The sequence below is a fragment of the Bacillus sp. (in: firmicutes) genome, from assembly GCF_031983925.1.
GTDB classification, from domain to species: domain Bacteria; phylum Bacillota; class Bacilli; order Bacillales; family Bacillaceae_G; genus Bacillus_A; species Bacillus_A pacificus.
This window is the reverse complement of sequence record NZ_DALYZR010000006.1, coordinates 37,760-54,785: the sequence shown is the minus strand read 5'-3', so window position 1 is coordinate 54,785 and position 17,026 is coordinate 37,760. Positions and strand designations below refer to the sequence as shown.

The 17,026-nt window shown below is 36.3% G+C and carries 14 protein-coding genes and 1 riboswitch; of the genes, 4 read left to right on the top strand and 10 right to left on the bottom strand.

From position 1 onward, the window contains the following. Positions 1-138: 138 nt before the first annotated feature. Positions 139-846: a M48 family metallopeptidase gene (locus RTP99_RS18290; protein WP_000233731.1), complete on the bottom strand. Its 708-nt coding sequence runs from the start codon at positions 844-846 to the stop codon at positions 139-141. Positions 847-941: 95 nt separating this feature from the next. Beyond that, positions 942-1,460 (bottom strand): YehS family protein, encoded by a 519-nt coding sequence (locus RTP99_RS18285; RefSeq protein WP_001251708.1) that lies wholly within the window; start codon positions 1,458-1,460, stop codon positions 942-944. A gap of 229 nt (positions 1,461-1,689) precedes the next feature. Between RTP99_RS18285 and RTP99_RS18280 the strand changes: the two genes are divergently transcribed. Next, positions 1,690-2,601: an endonuclease NucS domain-containing protein gene (locus tag RTP99_RS18280; RefSeq protein WP_001108405.1), complete on the top strand. Its 912-nt coding sequence runs from the start codon at positions 1,690-1,692 to the stop codon at positions 2,599-2,601. 103 nt (positions 2,602-2,704) lie between these two features. On the opposite strand, the gene RTP99_RS18275 is transcribed toward RTP99_RS18280, so the two are convergent. The 3 genes from RTP99_RS18275 to rlmD form a co-directional block, all read right to left on the bottom strand. Beyond that, a complete protein-coding gene (locus RTP99_RS18275) occupies positions 2,705-4,723 on the bottom strand; it encodes a GAF domain-containing sensor histidine kinase (protein ID WP_312366785.1) in 2,019 nt (672 codons plus the stop codon). 221 nt (positions 4,724-4,944) lie between these two features. Then, on the bottom strand, positions 4,945-5,934 hold the full coding sequence (locus RTP99_RS18270) for a tRNA dihydrouridine synthase (protein WP_000566692.1): 990 nt from the start codon (positions 5,932-5,934) through the stop codon (positions 4,945-4,947). Positions 5,935-6,030: 96 nt separating this feature from the next. Then, on the bottom strand, positions 6,031-7,407 hold the full coding sequence (gene rlmD / locus RTP99_RS18265) for a 23S rRNA (uracil(1939)-C(5))-methyltransferase RlmD (protein ID WP_000105046.1): 1,377 nt from the start codon (positions 7,405-7,407) through the stop codon (positions 6,031-6,033). Between the two features lie 121 nt (positions 7,408-7,528). Beyond that, positions 7,529-7,630: riboswitch (purine riboswitch) on the top strand. 202 nt (positions 7,631-7,832) lie between these two features. On the opposite strand from rlmD, the gene RTP99_RS18260 reads away from it, so the two are divergent. The 3 genes from RTP99_RS18260 (at position 7,833) to RTP99_RS18250 (ending at position 11,632) form a co-directional block, all read left to right on the top strand. Beyond that, positions 7,833-9,029 (top strand): NupC/NupG family nucleoside CNT transporter, encoded by a 1,197-nt coding sequence (locus RTP99_RS18260; RefSeq protein WP_001200497.1) that lies wholly within the window; start codon positions 7,833-7,835, stop codon positions 9,027-9,029. 174 nt (positions 9,030-9,203) lie between these two features. Continuing rightward, entirely contained in the window at positions 9,204-10,286 is a 1,083-nt protein-coding gene (locus RTP99_RS18255; RefSeq protein ID WP_001233718.1) for a polysaccharide deacetylase family protein, read from the top strand. A 116-nt stretch (positions 10,287-10,402) separates the two neighbouring features. Next, the gene (locus tag RTP99_RS18250; protein WP_000007361.1) at positions 10,403-11,632 is read left to right on the top strand and encodes an aminopeptidase; all 1,230 of its coding nucleotides are present in this window, start codon (positions 10,403-10,405) and stop codon (positions 11,630-11,632) included. Between the two features lie 45 nt (positions 11,633-11,677). Here RTP99_RS18250 and RTP99_RS18245 read toward each other — a convergent pair whose 3' ends face one another. The 5 genes from RTP99_RS18245 to gabT all read right to left on the bottom strand — a co-directional run bounded on the left by RTP99_RS18245 (position 11,678) and on the right by gabT (position 16,965). Further along, on the bottom strand, positions 11,678-12,169 hold the full coding sequence (locus tag RTP99_RS18245; protein WP_000891129.1) for a DUF4352 domain-containing protein: 492 nt from the start codon (positions 12,167-12,169) through the stop codon (positions 11,678-11,680). Positions 12,170-12,301: 132 nt separating this feature from the next. Beyond that, positions 12,302-12,625, bottom strand: a complete 324-nt coding sequence (locus RTP99_RS18240; RefSeq protein WP_000263253.1) for a DMT family transporter — start codon at positions 12,623-12,625, stop codon at positions 12,302-12,304. 47 nt (positions 12,626-12,672) lie between these two features. Further along, positions 12,673-14,124, bottom strand: a complete 1,452-nt coding sequence (gene gabD / locus RTP99_RS18235) for an NADP-dependent succinate-semialdehyde dehydrogenase (protein WP_000358113.1) — start codon at positions 14,122-14,124, stop codon at positions 12,673-12,675. Then, positions 14,117-15,484 (bottom strand): sigma-54 interaction domain-containing protein, encoded by a 1,368-nt coding sequence (locus tag RTP99_RS18230; RefSeq protein ID WP_000225163.1) that lies wholly within the window; start codon positions 15,482-15,484, stop codon positions 14,117-14,119. Before RTP99_RS18230 ends, gabD begins: the two co-directional genes overlap by 8 nt. 116 nt (positions 15,485-15,600) lie before the next feature. Continuing rightward, a complete protein-coding gene (gene gabT / locus RTP99_RS18225; RefSeq protein WP_001093016.1) occupies positions 15,601-16,965 on the bottom strand; it encodes a 4-aminobutyrate--2-oxoglutarate transaminase in 1,365 nt (454 codons plus the stop codon). Positions 16,966-17,026 lie beyond the last annotated feature (61 nt).

The window sequence follows — 17,026 nt, the reverse complement described above, 5'->3', positions numbered from 1 at the left end:
CTGCTGTAACATCTCCTTTTGCTTTCTCTTCCTTGAACATATCAACCGCAACCCCAAATATATCAGCGGTTTTCCAAATATATCAGCGATTTTTGAAATAAATCGACTTACCAATAAAGATTGACAATAAGTGCATCACTAAACCGTCATCTTCCAACTAGATAACGCTAACCAGTTCTCCATTTCCTTATAATCAGGCATGATCTTCCCGACAAGACGCCAAAAAGAGCGATCATGATTTAAATGAACCATATGACACATTTCATGAACAACTACATAATCAATTACTCGCTGTGGTGCCATCGCTAGCTTCCAATTGAAGGTTAGTTGTAAATTCGAATCACAAGTACCCCACGTGCGACTACTATCTGTAATACGAATAGAACGTGGTTTTGTTTTAAAGTTACTTTGATGCGCTTTAATACTCTTCTCTACTAAAGTTTTACACTGCTTATAATAAAATCGTTTTAAAGCTTGCTGTATTTTCTCATCTTTAAGATCTTTCACATAAATATGTAGCTTATCTCCTTCAAACACTGCATTGTCTTGCGTAATATTTGTATCTTGAGAAATTTGTATCGGATACGTATTTCCTAAATACAAAAAGCCTTCTCCTTGATCATAATCCTTTTCCTGTGGTCCACGCGCTCGCTCCTCCATTTCCTTACAGGTTGTCTGAATCCAATCCCACTTCTCCTCTAGCAACTGGACTAAATATTCAACAGGTGTCCCTTTTGGAGCTTGCACCTCAACATTCCCGTAAGAATCCACCAAAAAACGCACCGATTTTTTCTTTTTATAAGTTATATGAAAATTAATTGTTTCGCCTAAATATGTATGTACCATTTCATCACCTAGCATATTATTTTTACAAATAAAAAAGAGTAGGATACAAACGTCCTACTCTACCTATTATATCATTTACCGCTTTAACGGAATCATTATCCTCTATACTTTACAGCTAATCCTTTAATGAAATTCCTTGCGTATCTATCGCCGCACTCTTTGTAATTTTTATGGCCTTTTTTTCTTAATAGAGCGCCTAATTCTCCTTTTGTCACCTTAACGCCTACGCTATCTAATATATCAAGTACATCTTCACTCGTTAATGAAAGTGCGATTTTCATTTTCTTTAGAAGAAGGTTATTCGCACTCTCTTTGCTTTGTACAGGTGCCGGTTGTCCTGGTTTCGGATCTTGCTTTCCTCTTTTTAAAGTAATAAATCCATTTAAAAATGCCTCTAACATCATCATATCGCATGTTTTTACGTACTCATCTTCTTCCACATCAGGGTTTTCGGGTTCATGCTGAGGAGCTCTCTTTATTTTTGTAAGCATATCAACTACGTCTTCTTTCGTTACTTCCATTCCGCCAAGTTTAAAAATTTCTACCATATCTATATCTTTTATATCTAAAGCATATCTTACTCTTTTTAATATATCGTTATTGCTCATTGCCATTGGGTTTCCTCCTGAAATGTTGATTATCATAATGCTTTTAGCATGTGTAAATGAATGTCGTCAAATTACTACTTTAACACTTTAGGGGAAGGTTTTGTAGTCTTAGATGGATTAATGCTTGTGGAGATGATTTTAAAACAGCAACATATGCTTTTAGGCACTTTAAATTATCTATTTAAAACCAATTGGATTATAATGATACTAGAGTTCATATAGGAGGGAATCAATAATGAATTATCTAATTGGTTATAAAGATGCTGAACGAAATTTCGGACATGAGGACCCGATGCTAACAGAATATACATATGGAGAGTCAGGGGCTAATACCGACAAACTCCAAAAAGTACAAAAGGGAGATTTTCTATTCTTTCATAAAACAATACATAACAAGCGCTATATAACCGCATATTATCTGGTCGAAGAAGTCGTGATTGTAAAAGATATCAAACAGAATCGTTTAATCATGAATAAATATGATAATCCCCACCTAAAGAAAGAGATACACCAACTAACACCAAGCGAATGTATTGCGTTTGGAAATCCTATTCAATCTAAAGTCCTTCAAGTTCCTTTGGAAATTACCCCTGAATTATTGAGTAAATTATCCAGACCTGCAAACCTTAATCCTAATCAATCTTTATTAAGTGCAATTTCTTCTGCTCTTCGTACTTGGAAAGAATTGAATCCATCTGATATCAATTTATTGTTAGATTTAATTGAGCAAAATGAGTCCAAGGGTAGACTTACTAATAGAGTTTTAACCGCTGAAGAAGTATTTCAAATTTTAGAAAGAGATATCGAGAAATTCATCATTTCTAACCCTTCAATACTTGATGTAAACTATAAAATTGAAAAATCACAACATATCTTCTCAGATGAATCACGTTTAGATTTGTTATTAAGAGATACTACTAATAACGAATTTATTGTATTAGAAATTAAGAAAGGACCTATTGATAGAAACGCTTTAAATCAAATTAAACATTATATTAAACTATGTAAAAAAGAATTAAAATTAAATACTGTAAAAGGTATTTTAGTTGGTAGTGGGATAGCACCTTCCTTTGAGGATGATATTAATAAAGCAAAAAGGGATGGAATAACCGTGCGAAATTATGGTTGGGGCTTTACTATTAATTAACACACTTAAAAATGGACAAATCTAATATAGGTTTGTCCATTTTTTTATACTACTCAAATATAAATATTTGTAATACAGTTCAACAAAACTAATCTAAATAAGATTAGTTTTTATTATTTTCATAATTAAATTTAACAAAAAAGGTAGTGCCTTCGGATCCTGTTTGAATTTCTATTTTTGCATTATGACGGGCAGCAATGGCATAACATACGCCTAATCCCAATCCAGTTCCATTATCTTTGGTTGTGTAAAATGGAGTCCCCAGTTTCTCTAATACTTCAGGCCTGATACCATTCCCTTCATCCCGCACTGCAAGCACCACACATTTTTGCCCTTCTTTATAGGTGCTAATGGTTAGAGTTTTCCCTGTACTCATCGCTTCTAAGCCATTACGGTATAGGTTCATTAATAATTGCCTGATCTCATTACGATTTAAGAGTAATTCTGGAACGTCATTTGTATCGACTTGAATATATTTATTTTGATTATGCGTATCAATCTTTATTAAAGGAATAATATCACGGATAATTGAGTTTAAATCTAACATCTGCAAATCTGATTTCTTTGTATTACCTATTGAGAGAAATTCAGTAATAATAGAATTGGCACGATCAAGTTCTTCAACCATTAAATTAAAGTAGTTATTATGTTTCTCATAGTTGTTCTCTTCTTTTAATAACTGCAAAAATCCTCGTACTGTTGTCATTGGATTTCTAATCTCGTGGCTAATACCTGCTGCCATTTGCCCTATTAACTCTATGTTGGATAACCTTTTCAATTCCTGCTCATATTGCTTTTTTTCCGTTATATTTTTACAAATACAACAAATACCATCATCATACGGATATGCAATAACTTCATACCAATATTCATCAGAGGTAGAAAGAAATTCGAAATGAACTGTATTTCGCTCTGACATTACACGATGAAGCTCCTTATATATAACTGTATCGATGCTACTTGGGAAGACCTCCCATATATTCTTACCTAATACATCTTTTGCTGTTTTTCTTTGCGGGAAATGTTGATGCTTATTTACGTACGTAAATTCCCATTTATTATTCAAAGTCAAGAATCCATCCGTAATACTTTCAATCACACTTGTAACTTTTTCATTAGCAACAGCTAGTTCTCTCGTTCTTTCTTCCACCATACTTTCAAGTTGATCCATATATAACAAGTTTGAAAACGTAGGAGCTGTAGCATCAACGATAGACTTTGCCAGTTGAATTCGGGAAGCATCGTAATTATGAGCTTTTGCCCCTTTACCAACGACGATTACCCCTAATACTTCTCCCATCGAAACTAATGGCAGCATCAGTAGGCCCTTACTATCTATATTTTTTGTTTGAATAACCTTTCGAAGCTTGGCTTCATAGGTTTTCTCCATCCAGTCAGTTTCTGCCCAATCACAGTCCGCGCTTAATTTCGTTGTTTTAATCGTTGTTTTATCTAGCCGGTCTAAAAGGTGGGCAGCCATGTTTTTACTCTCTAAAATCTGTCCTAAGTAAAAAAAACATTTATCAAAAATCTCCTGTACCGAGGAACACACTGATAAATCACGGGTAACATTTAGTAACAGCTGCTTCTCGGCAATAAGATTTTCTTTTTGGGTTAAATTTTTTGCGTTTTGAATGGCGACCGCCGCCATATTTACATAAGCTTCAACACTTTGAATTTCTGAATCTGTTAAGTTCATTGGAACTCCATAATCAAATAAAAAAACAAGACCAAATAACTCTTGCCCAAATGAGATAGGCAGAGCTAATAAAGACTTAATTTTGAACGCATCGACTGGTCTCGGATCCGGTCGATAATCCTTTGAGGTATCAGGAATATAGATCGTTTTTTTAGTTTCAATAACTTCTTTTGCCAGTAAGTCTATTCCAGGATCAATTACCTGCGTATCGAGCGTTACGCCATTTATGGTCTCTGGTTTTCCCGCAAACCCTCTAAATGTTCCATCTTCTTCAGGTAAATAAATTCCAACAGCGTCACACCTAACAATCTCCTCTGATATCGCCATTGTTACACGCTGCAATACTTCACGTAGTTCTAATTTTGTATTTATTATTTTTGTTATATTTGCGAGCCTAGAATATCTCGTCTGATCACTTAACATTTACATAGCCTCCAATTATAGGCGTAATAAAGTGAAACTTTATTTAATAAGTGGGGGTTTTGTTCATCCCCCACTTATTATTAGTTGAACCAATCAGGCTTTTATGGGCAGTCCGACCCCCACCTAACTTCTTTGCTTCCGCTGAATTTTGAGGTGGGGGTCTTACTGCTCGTTAATGCGGGATAAAATTGCTACACTCCATCCCTTCTAACTTTCAAAAGTTACACAGTTTCACTCCCCTGTGTCTCACTAACACTCGCCTCAAACTGATTAAGCAATGTACGCACTTCATCCGTCGACTTCGTACTCATCAACTGATTTCTCAATTCAGCAGCTCCAGGGAAGCCTTTTACATAAATTTTGAAGAAGCGATGTAGTCCTGTGATAGAGCGTGGTAATACTTCTGCATATTGATCTTGAAGATCGAGCTGTAGTCTTAAAAGATCTAGATGTTCTTTACTACTATGCTCTCTTGGTTCTTTTTCAAAGGCAAATGGATTTTTAAAGATGCCTCGTCCAATCATAACACCATCAATACCGTATTTTTCAGCAAGTTCCAGCCCAGTTTTACGGTCAGGAATGTCTCCGTTTATCGTTAGGAGCGTATTTGGTGCAATACGATCACGTAATTTTTTAATCTCCGGAATTAGCTCCCAGTGTGCATCTACTTGGCTCATCTCTTCTCTTGTACGTAAGTGAATAGAAAGGTTTGCAATATCTTGTTTGAAAATATGCGTTAACCAATCTTCCCACTCACTTAATTCTTTAAAGCCAAGTCTTGTTTTTACGCTGACAGGTAGTCCGCCTGCTTTTGCAGCTTGAATAAGTTCTGCCGCAACGTCTGGACGTAGAATAAGGCCACTACCTTTTCCTCTTGATGCTACGTTCGGTACAGGACAGCCCATATTAATATCAATACCTTTAAATCCTAACTCTGCCATACCAATACTCATTTGACGGAAATATTCAGGATTATCTCCCCAAATATGTGCCACCATTGGCTGTTCATCTTCTGTAAAAATTAAACGACCACGTACGCTTTTCATACCTTCTGGATGACAATAGCTATCTGAGTTTGTAAACTCTGTGAAGAATACGTCCGGACGACCAGCTTCACTTACTACGTGACGGAAAACAACGTCTGTCACATCTTCCATTGGTGCAAGTACGAAAAATGGTCGTGGTAAATCACGCCAAAAATTATCTATCATTTCAAATTCAAATCCTCTCACTATGAATACAATTTCAAACTCTCAATAAACCAAAAAGCAGATGGTATAGTTTTTCCTATATCAACTGCTTTCCTATTATACCAACTTCAGCCAAGCTACACACTCCACATGAGTCGTATGCGGGAACATATCAACAGGTTGTACTTCCTGCGTCTTATATCCGCCTTCTTCTAGTACTTTTAAGTCACGTGCTAATGTTGCTGGGTTACATGATACGTATACGACGCGTTTTGGTTTCATGTCGATGATTGTGTTAAGTAGTGCCTCATCACAACCTTTACGCGGTGGATCTACGACCATTGTGTCAGCGATTACGCCTTCTTTGTACCATTTTGGAATAACTACTTCTGCTTCTCCTACACCAAATTCAGCGTTTGTCATGTTGTTTAGTGCTGCGTTACGCTTTGCGTCTTCGATCGCTTCTGGGACGATTTCAACACCGTACACTTTTTTCGCTTTTTGTGCTAGGAATAAAGAGATTGATCCAATTCCACAATAGGCATCAATTACTGTTTCATTGCCATCTAATTTTGCATATTCTAACGTTTTATCGTATAACACTTTCGTTTGTTCTGGGTTTACTTGGTAGAATGAACGTGCTGAAATCGCAAATTTAATATCGCCGATAAAGTCATAAATATATTCTGATCCGTACAGTACTGTCGTTTTGTCTCCGAAGATTACATTTGTACGTTTCGGGTTTACGTTTTGAACAATTGATTTTACTTCTGGGAATTTCGTAGCAATTTCTTCAATGATTGCTTTTTTGTTTGGCAGTTCTGCTGTACGAGTAATGAAGACAAGCATAATCTCCCCTGTTACTTGTCCGTAACGAGCCATTACGTGACGAAGTGTTCCTTTGTTACGCTCTTCGTTGTACGCCGAAATACCGTGTTTTTCACAAATACGTTTTACTTCTTGAATCAATGTATCGTTTTCTTCTGCTTGAATTAAACATGATTCCATATTAATAATGTCATGCGTTCCTTGACGATAGAAACCAGCTACAAGTCCGCCTTCACGTTCTCCAATTGGTACTTGTGCTTTATTACGGTATACCCACGGATTCTTCATGCCGAGTACAGGGTGAACAGGAACATCGCTTAGTCCTCCGATGCGCTGCATAACGTCGCGTACTTGTTTTTCTTTCGCTTGTAATTGTCCTTCATATGTTAAATGCTGAAGCTGACAACCGCCGCACTGATTGTACACTGGGCATTCGGCATCTTTACGATATGGGCTCTCTGTATGAAGCTTCATTAAACGACCGAATGCGAAGTTTTTCTTCACTTTAATAATTTTAATTTGCGCTTCTTCACCTGGTAATCCGTTCTTAACGAAAATAGGATAGCCTTTTACTTTCGCAACACCGGCACCATCATGTGTTAAATCTTCAAATACTACATCTATAAACTCGTTTTTTTCAACTGGTGGCGTCATTTTTGTACTCATTTTCCGACCTCTCTTTTTCATAACACTGCGTTACATTTTATCATACTTATATGGTCTATTTCTATTGGAAGAAAAAAAGCTATTGACGATAGTTCTCTGTTAATGTTACGCTACTACTAATTTAATACGGACGATGTTACCTCATATATACTCGATAATATGGATCGAGAGTTTCTACCCGGCAACCTTAAATTGCTGGACTATGGGGAAAACTAATGAATATTAGCCTATGTGCAAAAAAGGACTCATATTGATTAGCTTTCTCTCATAGATGAAAGTGAATCCATATGGGTCTTTTTTTATTTCCATTTTTCTAAAAGGTCAGACATCTTACGTATGACATAAAGCCTCTTTGTTTTATTTTTAGTAATACAACGAGCGTTTTATGTACAAACTTTATACGAACTTCTGAAAGGGGCAACTACATGCAATATGTAATGAGCATTATCGGTATTCTTGTCGTTTTAGGTTTATGTTTTGCTTTGTCAAACAACAAAAGTAAAATCAACTTCCGTGCAATTGCTATTATGATTGGTTTTCAAATTTTAATCGGTTGGTTTATGTTTGGCACAAAGATTGGTCAACAAATCATTATTTTCATTGGTAAAGTTTTCAACAAACTAATTAAACTTGGTACGACAGGTGTTGATTTTCTCTTTAATGGAATTCAAAGAGACTTTGTCTTTTTCTTAAACGTACTATTAATTATCGTATTCTTCTCAGCACTACTTTCTATCTTTAGTTATTTAGGTGTTTTACCATTCATCGTTCGTGTTGTCGGCGGTGCGATTTCAAAAATTACTGGTTTACCACGCGTTGAATCGTTCCATGCGGTAAACTCTGTATTCTTCGGTTCAAGTGAAGCGTTAATCGTTATTAAAAATGATTTACAACATTTCAATAAAAACCGTATGTTTATCATTTGTTGTTCTGCAATGAGCTCAGTTTCTGCTTCTGTTACAGCATCATACGTAATGATGTTAGATGCAAAATACGTACTAGCAGCTCTTCCGCTAAACTTATTCTCAAGCTTAATCGTTTGTTCGTTATTAACACCAGTTGATACGAAAAAAGAAGACGAAGTGATTCAAAAATTTGATAGAACGCTATTCGGAGACAGCTTTATCGGTGCGATGATTAACGGCGCGCTTGATGGTTTAAAAGTAGCTGGTATCGTTGCAGCATTAATGATCGCCTTCATCGGTGTGATGGAAGTTGTAAACTACGTAATTAGTGCAGCTTCAGGGGCAATGGGACATGCTGTTACGTTACAACAAATCTTCGGTTACGTACTTGCTCCATTCGCATTCTTAATGGGGATTCCAGCTCAAGATATTATCCCAGCTGGCGGAATTATGGGTACGAAGATTGTATTAAACGAGTTTGTAGCAATCCTTGATTTAAAAGGTGTTGCAGCAACATTATCTCCACGTACAGTTGGAATCGTTACAGTATTCTTAATTAGCTTCGCGAGTATTAGCCAAATTGGTGCGATTGTTGGTACAATCCGTGCCCTTTCTGAAAAACAAGGAAGCGTCGTATCGAAATTTGGTTGGAAAATGTTATTTGCATCAACACTTGCTTCTATTTTATCTGCTACAATCGCTGGATTATTCATTTAATAAAAATCACCTTACTCGTTGAAGTAAGGTGATTTTTTTATCTATTGTTACTTTTCTCATTCCATCCATTTTATTCAAATGATATGATGAACAAGGGTATATCCCCACCTCTCTTACAGCGGTGGGGATTTTAAATAGAAGTATGTAACATAATACACAATAGAAGGTGATTTTATGAGAAAATATGCTGCAATCGCTTTATGTACATCTGCCATTTTAGCAGGTTGTAATACTAACAATGTAAGTCAAGAACCTAAAAAAGAGAAAAAAGTTCAAGAAACTAAGAAACAAGAAGAGACCGTGAAAGAACAAGGGAAAATTTCTTATAACCAAATTACACATGAATCTACAAACACTACTATTCATATGACAGATATAAAAGATGCTTTAACTGAAGTACAATATAAAATTTGGCGTACTGCTGATGGAAGGGAACACACTAAATCTTTTTCTTCTAAAGAAAAGGAGAAACAGTTTACACTTCCTTTTGATATAAAAGAATTTGAAGGAAAACGCGGTGAGTTTCAAATTGAAGCAATAGGTATAAAAGAAGATGGGAAAACCATTCCACTCACAAAATCTGCTATTACTTTCGAGCAAAAAGTTCCCGTTCTTATGTACCATGCAATCGATGATTATCACGGACAAGGCATTAAAGACTTATTCGTATCACCTGCTAACTTTGAAGCCCAAATGAAATATTTAAAAGACAACGGCTATACATTACTAACTTTTGAACGTTGGGGTGATATTAATAAAGTAAATAAACCTATCTTTGTTACATTTGATGACGGTATGAAAAATAATATGAATGCATTCCATGTTTTACAAAAGCTAAAAGACGATACATTTAAACCAACAGCAACAGAATATATGATTGTTGATAACGTTGATGTAGAAGGATCACTGTCTACTTCTGAAATAAAAGAAATGGTCGATTCCGGCATTTTCTCAGTGCAATCTCATACAGCGACGCATGCAGACTTACCGAAAATTACAAACTATGAAGAGGAATTAAAAGGATCAAAAGAAAAGTTAGAAAAAATAACAGGTAAGCCCGTTATCGCAGTTGCTTATCCATTCGGTCATGTAGATGATAAAGTCGTTGCAGAAACGAAGAAATATTATCAATTTGCGACGACAACAAAACCCGGAAAATTCATTACAAAAGGTGAACCCGATGAATTGTTAAAAATGAAGCGTGTTCGCATACACCATACGACGACCGTAGAACAGTTTGCTTCTTCGATTCAATAACGATGAGGGCTCAATATATTTTGAGCTCTCTTTTTACGCTATATTTATATATATTTTTTGAATTTTCTTGTATTATATATAGTAAGAAATCTTTCAAATTAAAGGAGATTATACATATGTCATTTGAACAAACGTTAGAGAAATATGCTGCCCTTGCAGTCAATGTTGGTGTTAATATTCAACCAGGACAAACATTATCAATTAGCGCACCTCTTGAAGCTGTACAATTTGTACGCCTCGTTACAGAAAAAGCATATAAATCTGGTGCAAAACACGTATATGTGGATTGGAATGATGAGACGTTAACACGCTTAAAGTTTGATCTAGCTCCTGAAGAAGCATTCGCTGAGTTCCCATCTTGGAAAGCACACGCTCGTGAAGAATTAGCAAAAGAAGGCGCTGCATTTATGTCTATTTATGCAGAAAACCCTGATTTATTAAAAGGTGTAGAACCAACGCGTATCGCAACAGCTCATAAAGTAGCTGGTGAAGCAATGAAAGTATACCGTGATTACGTACAAGCTGATAAAGTAAGCTGGTGTGTCATTTCTGTTCCTACGAAAGAATGGGCTGCGAAAGTATTCCCTGACGTTGCACCAGAAGAACAAGAAGCAAAACTATGGGATGCTATTTTCAAAGCTACTCGTGCTGATTTAGAAAATCCTGTGGAAGCATGGAAAGAACACGATAAAACATTACATACAAAAGTTGATTACTTAAACGAAAAGCATTATAAAGCTCTTCACTATACAGGTCCTGGAACAGATTTAACGATCGAACTTCCAGAAAAACATGTATGGGCTGGTGCTGGTAGCTTAAATGAAAAGAACGTACCATTTATGGCGAACATTCCAACTGAAGAAGTGTTTACAATGCCACTTAAAACAGGTGTAAACGGCCAAGTATCTAGTACAAAACCGTTAGCATTTGCAGGTAACATTATCGATAACTTCACGTTAACATTTGAAAACGGACGTATCGTAGATTATAAAGCTGAAGTTGGAGAAGAAGCTTTAAAACATTTAGTAGAAACAGATGAAGGTTCTCACTTCTTAGGAGAAGTAGCTTTAGTACCTCATGATTCACCAATTTCAAACACAAATATTTTATTCTACAACACGCTATTTGATGAAAACGCATCTTGCCACCTTGCAATCGGAAATGCTTATGCATTTAACTTAGTTGGCGGAAAAACGATGTCTAAAGAAGAACTTGCTAAAAATGGCGCAAACGCTAGTATTACACACGAAGATTTCATGATTGGATCAGCTGAGCTTGATATTGACGGTATTACTGCTGATGGCAGACATGAGCCTATCTTCCGTAAAGGTAACTGGGCGTTTTAAATTTATTACCATAAAGAAACACATTGGATAATCCAATGTGTTTCTTTATTTATTTGGTTTCAATTCAAATTTTATTGTTCTATTTTCACGCGTAAACTCTGGTCTATACGTAGCGATATACGTATTTTCTTTCGCTACGTCAAATAGCATGATATCTTGAATTTTTTCTTCTGGTGCTAACTTTTTACTAATAAAGCTATCAGGGTTATTATATTCTTTAAATCTTGTACCTTTCTTATCGGTAATCTCAAATTCATAAAATGCAAAAGGTATTTCCTTTTTACTATTATTTTCTACTTTGAAAATAATCCCCAAAATCTCCTCTTTCTTTTTATCCTCATCATAATCCGGATATCCTAATTTAACTGAATCGATAGTTACTTGCAAACCATCTACGTCTACTGTCTCCCCTATTTTATACACTTTATCTTGAACATCTTCTTGTTTACTTTCATTACTATCTTTAGTCTCAGTGCAAGCACTTAAACTAAAAGCTATGCCAAAAATTAAAACAATTTGACTTACCTTTTCTAACATACTCTTTCCTCCACATAAGACAAAATTCCATATATATCATAACAAAACGCTTTACTCTTTCTTGTCATATTTTGTCGTATTAATTGCTAACTGCACAAATAGAAAAAAGCTATCTTCTACAAAAGATAGCTTTCATGATGCCGATGAAACCTTAAGCCCAATTACTCCTAACACGATGAAAAGAATACAAAATGCTTGGAATAGGCTAATGTGCTCTTTAAAAAAGTACACACTAATAATCGTAATAAGTAACGTCCCAACACCAGACCAAATTGCATAAGCAATACTTAAATGAATCTTTTTTACAACGATGGCGAACACGCTGAAACAAATTCCGTAAAATACAAAAATAAGTACACTTGGAACGAACTTTGTTAAACCGTTTGATAATTTCATCGCAATTGTTCCAGCTACTTCAAAAATAATTGTTACAAGTAATAATAGCCAATATACCATACTAGAATCTCCTTCTCTGTTACCTTATAGAGATTCTAGTATACTACTTATAGTCCTAATGAAATATATTTAATTTCTAAATATTCCTCGATACCGAAATGACCTCCTTCACGGCCAATACCACTTTCTTTAAAGCCACCGAACGGTGCTTGTGCAACTGATGGAAGTCCATCATTTAATCCGATAATACCGTACTCTAACGCTTCGCTAATTTGGAATGCTTGACTAATATCTTTCGTGAAAATGTACGCTGCTAAACCGTATGGCGTATTGTTTGCACGTTCAATTACTTCTTCAACCGTTTTAAATTTCGCAACAGGTGCAACTGGTCCAAATGTTTCTTCATTCATACAAAGCATCGTATCGTTCGCTAATCCGATTACAGTTGGTTGCATAAAGTGTCCATCTAGCTCTGCAACCTTTTGGCCACCATATAAAACTGTTCCACCCTTTTGAATAGCATCTGCAATATGTTCCTGTACTTTCGAAACTGCATTCTCGTCAATAAGTGGTCCTACAGTCGTTCCGTCACCGAAACCGTCTCCTACTTTCAACTGCCCTACTGACTTTTGAAACTTCTCTGCGAATACTTCGTAAACTTCTTCCTGAACAAATACTCGGTTTGTACATATACACGTTTGTCCTGCGTTACGGAATTTCGAACCGATTACTGCCTCTACTACTTTATCTAAGTCTGCATCATTCATAACAATAAACGGTGCGTGACCACCTAACTCTAGTGAAACTTTTTTCATCGTTTGTGCAGCACTGGCCATTAACTCTTTCCCAATTTCCGTTGATCCTGTAAAGGAAACTTTTCGAACACGTCCATCTTCCATCCACGTATCAGCAATTGCTTTTGCACTACCTGTTACAATGTTTATTACACCTTTAGGAATGTCCGCTTCATGGGCTAATTCAGCTAATTTCAACGCAGTTAACGGCGTTTGACTTGCAGGTTTTACAACCGCTGTACAGCCTGCTGCAAGCGCCGGAGCTACCTTTCTCGTAATCATAGCAGCAGGGAAGTTCCAAGGCGTAATAGCTGCCATAACTCCGACTGGTTGCTTCATAACTAAAATACGTTTATTTGGATGAGAAGCAGGAATCATTTCACCATACACGCGTTTTCCTTCTTCTGCATACCATTCGACAAAACTATTTGCATAATTCACTTCACCAAGCGCTTCTGCAAACGGCTTTCCTTGTTCTCTCGTCATAATCGCTGCAATCTCTTCTTTATTTTCATCGATAAGTGTAAACCATTTTTTTAATTTCACTGCACGGTCTGCCGCTGTTAACTTAGACCATGATTTAAAAGCTTCATGTGCAGCATCAACGGCTTGCTTTGCCTCAGTTACCCCACCCTTTGGTACAGTCGCAAATATTTCCTTCGTTGCTGGATTATTTACTTCGATTTGTTCTTGCAATGTAATCCACTCACCATTTATATACATCGCCTTTTTCTCTACATTTACAAACGTCGCTTTTTTATCCAATGTTCTCTTCCTCCTCTATAAGTTTCTTTATTTTCCTCGTGGCAGCAGATTGACTTATTTTTAAAAACTCCGCTACTTTATAACTCGATCCATATGTTTTATATGCTTTCAAAATAATATTCCGTTCTACTTCTTCTAACATTTTATAGAGACTTTGACCAGACTGTTCAACTGTTGATTCTTGCATCGCTATTGGCAAATCCTCTATCGTAACGATATCATCAGCAGTTATAACAATTCGCTCAATCACATTTTCAATTTCTCTATTATTTCCTTCCCACGGGTAACCAACAAACATTTGCAATGTGCTAGGCGCTAATTTTACATTCCGACCATATTTCTCGTTAAAGTGTTGTAAATAATGATAAATAAGTGGCAAAATGTCTTCTGTTCTTTCCCGTAGTGGCGGGATTACAATGGGAATGACATTCAGACGATAATATAAATCTTTCCGAAATGTTCCTTGTTTCACCATCATACTTAAATCTCTATTTGTTGCCGCTACAATTCTAACGTCCACCTTTTTTAATTCTCTTCCGCCTATAGGGCGAAACGTTTTTTCTTGCAACACTTGCAAAAGCTTCGCTTGAATTTCAAGCGGCATTTCACCAATTTCATCTAAGAAAAGAGTTCCTTTATGCGCTGATTCTAATAGTCCCTTTTTCCCTTCACGATTCGCACCTGTAAAAGATCCGCCTGAGTATCCAAAAAGCTCTGATTCAATTAAATTCGTTGGCAATGCCGCACAGTTAATTTCATAGAAACTTTCATTCTTCCGGTTACTCACTTCATGTAAATGACGCACCAATCGACTCTTTCCTACTCCTGTCTCACCTAAAACGAGAACAGTACTATCTACCACGGATACTTTCTTGATTGTCTCGACTATTTTTTGCATAGCGATACTTTTAAAAATAAGTCCTTCATGTTCATATGTTTCTCTTAATTCTTTTTTATATGTTTTTAACTGATTATCCATTTCTTCTACCTTTTGACGTAATTGATAGAGTTCTGTAAGATCACGAGAGTAACTGATCACCCTTCTTAAATTGCCCTCTTCATCAAAAACAGGCCTTGTACGAACGTGTAAATACTCTCCTGATTTTGTCGTTTGAACGAGTTCAATCGGTCTCTTTTTTTCAATTACTTCTAACGTTGCCGATGGATAAAAGATACCATCCTTCTGCAATTCTTTTACATGTTTACCTACTAACTCTTTAGCAGCCAATTGATAGTGCCTTTCACATGTACTATTTACACGTACAACGATTCCCTTTTCGTCAGTCACAAAAATTTCGTCAAACGCATATTCAAATACATCTTGTAAATCCATTAACACTCGTTCCTTTTCTGCAACCATCCTAGCCACCCCTAACTTCCAATCCGTCGATTCACTTCACTACCTTTATTATAAAGTGAATTTTCTGGATTTTATATAGAGTCAGCTAGAATGTTTGCTGTTTTATTATTTAACTTTTAAACACGAGCAATATTTGCTTTCTCATAACAGACTTGCAATGATTCTTCAATGATTGTTAATCCTTCTTCAAGTTGCTCATCTGTAATCACTAATGGCATTAGCACACGAATAACATTACCGTATGTTCCTGCTGATAGTAGAAGTAAGCCGCGTTTATTTGCTTCTGCGCATAAATTAGCTGTTAACGTTTTATCAGGTGCTTTCGTCTTACGATCTTGAACGAGCTCAAATGCACACATTGCTCCTAAACCGCGCACATCACCGATGCAATTATATTTATTTTTCATCTCTTCGAATCGGTTTATTACGACCTTTCCTAATTCTATCGCTCTATCATTTAAATTCTCTTTTTCTATTACATCAAGTACTGCTAATGCTGCCGCACATCCTAGCGGGCTTCCTGCATACGTTCCACCAAGTTCTCCTGGTGCAGACTCATTCATAATTTCTTTGCGCCCAATAACACCACTAATCGGTACACCAGCACCTAATGATTTAGATACCGTAATTAAATCCGGAACGACATCATAATGATCAATGGCGAAATATTTTCCTGTACGGCTAAATCCAGTTTGAATTTCATCCGCTACAAATAAGATGCCGTGTTCTGAACAAATATTGCGTACTTCTTGCACAAACTTCTTACTTGGGACGATAAATCCACCTTCCCCTTGAACAGGTTCCATTACAACAGCTGCAATCGTTTCTGGTGCTACTTCTGATATGAAGAAATTCTTAAACTCTTCAATCATAAAGTTATCGTACTGCTCTTCCGTTAATCCTTCTGGGCGACGGTATTCATACGGAAATGGCGCTTTATAGACTTCAGGCGCAAATGGACCAAATCCAAATTTATATGGTTTTACTTTACTTGTCATTGTCATTGTCATTAATGTACGCCCGTGGAATCCTTTAGAAAATGCGATAATACCAGGTCTTTTTGTATATTTACGAGCGATTTTTACAGCGTTCTCGACTGCTTCTGCACCACTATTTAAAAATAGTACTTGCTTATCAAAACTTCCCGGCGCTAATGCCGCAAGTTTTTCTGCTAATTCAATATATGGCTCATACATCATGACATTAAAGCCAGTATGAATGTATTGATCTACTTGTTTATGGAGCGCTTCTTTAACAGCTGGGTGACAATGTCCTACGTTAATTGTTCCTATCGCTCCAGCGAAATCAATGTACTGATTACCATCAACATCAGTAACAAGAGCACCATTTGCAGATTGTACAAACGTTGGGATGCCGTTACTTACTCCTTTGGGTACTATATTTTGGCGGCGTTCTAGTAAAGACGCTGCTTTCGGTCCAGGAATTTGTTCATTTACTTTAGCAAATTTTTTTGTATTCATTACGTACCCCATCCTTTTCTTTACATTGTTTTCTCTTTTCATTGCAAAATGTATGCCAATA

What these genes read in the sequence shown, in the direction of transcription:
- RTP99_RS18290 (WP_000233731.1), bottom strand. Translation starts at nt 846, where the DNA reads ATGGTACATACATATTTAGGCGAAACAATTAATTTTCATATAACTTAT.
- RTP99_RS18285 (WP_001251708.1), bottom strand. Translation starts at nt 1,460, where the DNA reads ATGGCAATGAGCAATAACGATATATTAAAAAGAGTAAGATATGCTTTA.
- RTP99_RS18280 (WP_001108405.1), top strand. Translation starts at nt 1,690, where the DNA reads ATGAATTATCTAATTGGTTATAAAGATGCTGAACGAAATTTCGGACAT.
- RTP99_RS18275 (WP_312366785.1), bottom strand. Translation starts at nt 4,723, where the DNA reads ATGTTAAGTGATCAGACGAGATATTCTAGGCTCGCAAATATAACAAAA.
- RTP99_RS18270 (WP_000566692.1), bottom strand. Translation starts at nt 5,934, where the DNA reads ATGATAGATAATTTTTGGCGTGATTTACCACGACCATTTTTCGTACTT.
- rlmD (WP_000105046.1), bottom strand. Translation starts at nt 7,407, where the DNA reads ATGAGTACAAAAATGACGCCACCAGTTGAAAAAAACGAGTTTATAGAT.
- RTP99_RS18260 (WP_001200497.1), top strand. Translation starts at nt 7,833, where the DNA reads ATGCAATATGTAATGAGCATTATCGGTATTCTTGTCGTTTTAGGTTTA.
- RTP99_RS18255 (WP_001233718.1), top strand. Translation starts at nt 9,204, where the DNA reads ATGAGAAAATATGCTGCAATCGCTTTATGTACATCTGCCATTTTAGCA.
- RTP99_RS18250 (WP_000007361.1), top strand. Translation starts at nt 10,403, where the DNA reads ATGTCATTTGAACAAACGTTAGAGAAATATGCTGCCCTTGCAGTCAAT.
- RTP99_RS18245 (WP_000891129.1), bottom strand. Translation starts at nt 12,169, where the DNA reads ATGTTAGAAAAGGTAAGTCAAATTGTTTTAATTTTTGGCATAGCTTTT.
- RTP99_RS18240 (WP_000263253.1), bottom strand. Translation starts at nt 12,625, where the DNA reads ATGGTATATTGGCTATTATTACTTGTAACAATTATTTTTGAAGTAGCT.
- RTP99_RS18230 (WP_000225163.1), bottom strand. Translation starts at nt 15,484, where the DNA reads ATGGTTGCAGAAAAGGAACGAGTGTTAATGGATTTACAAGATGTATTT.
- gabT (WP_001093016.1), bottom strand. Translation starts at nt 16,965, where the DNA reads ATGAATACAAAAAAATTTGCTAAAGTAAATGAACAAATTCCTGGACCG.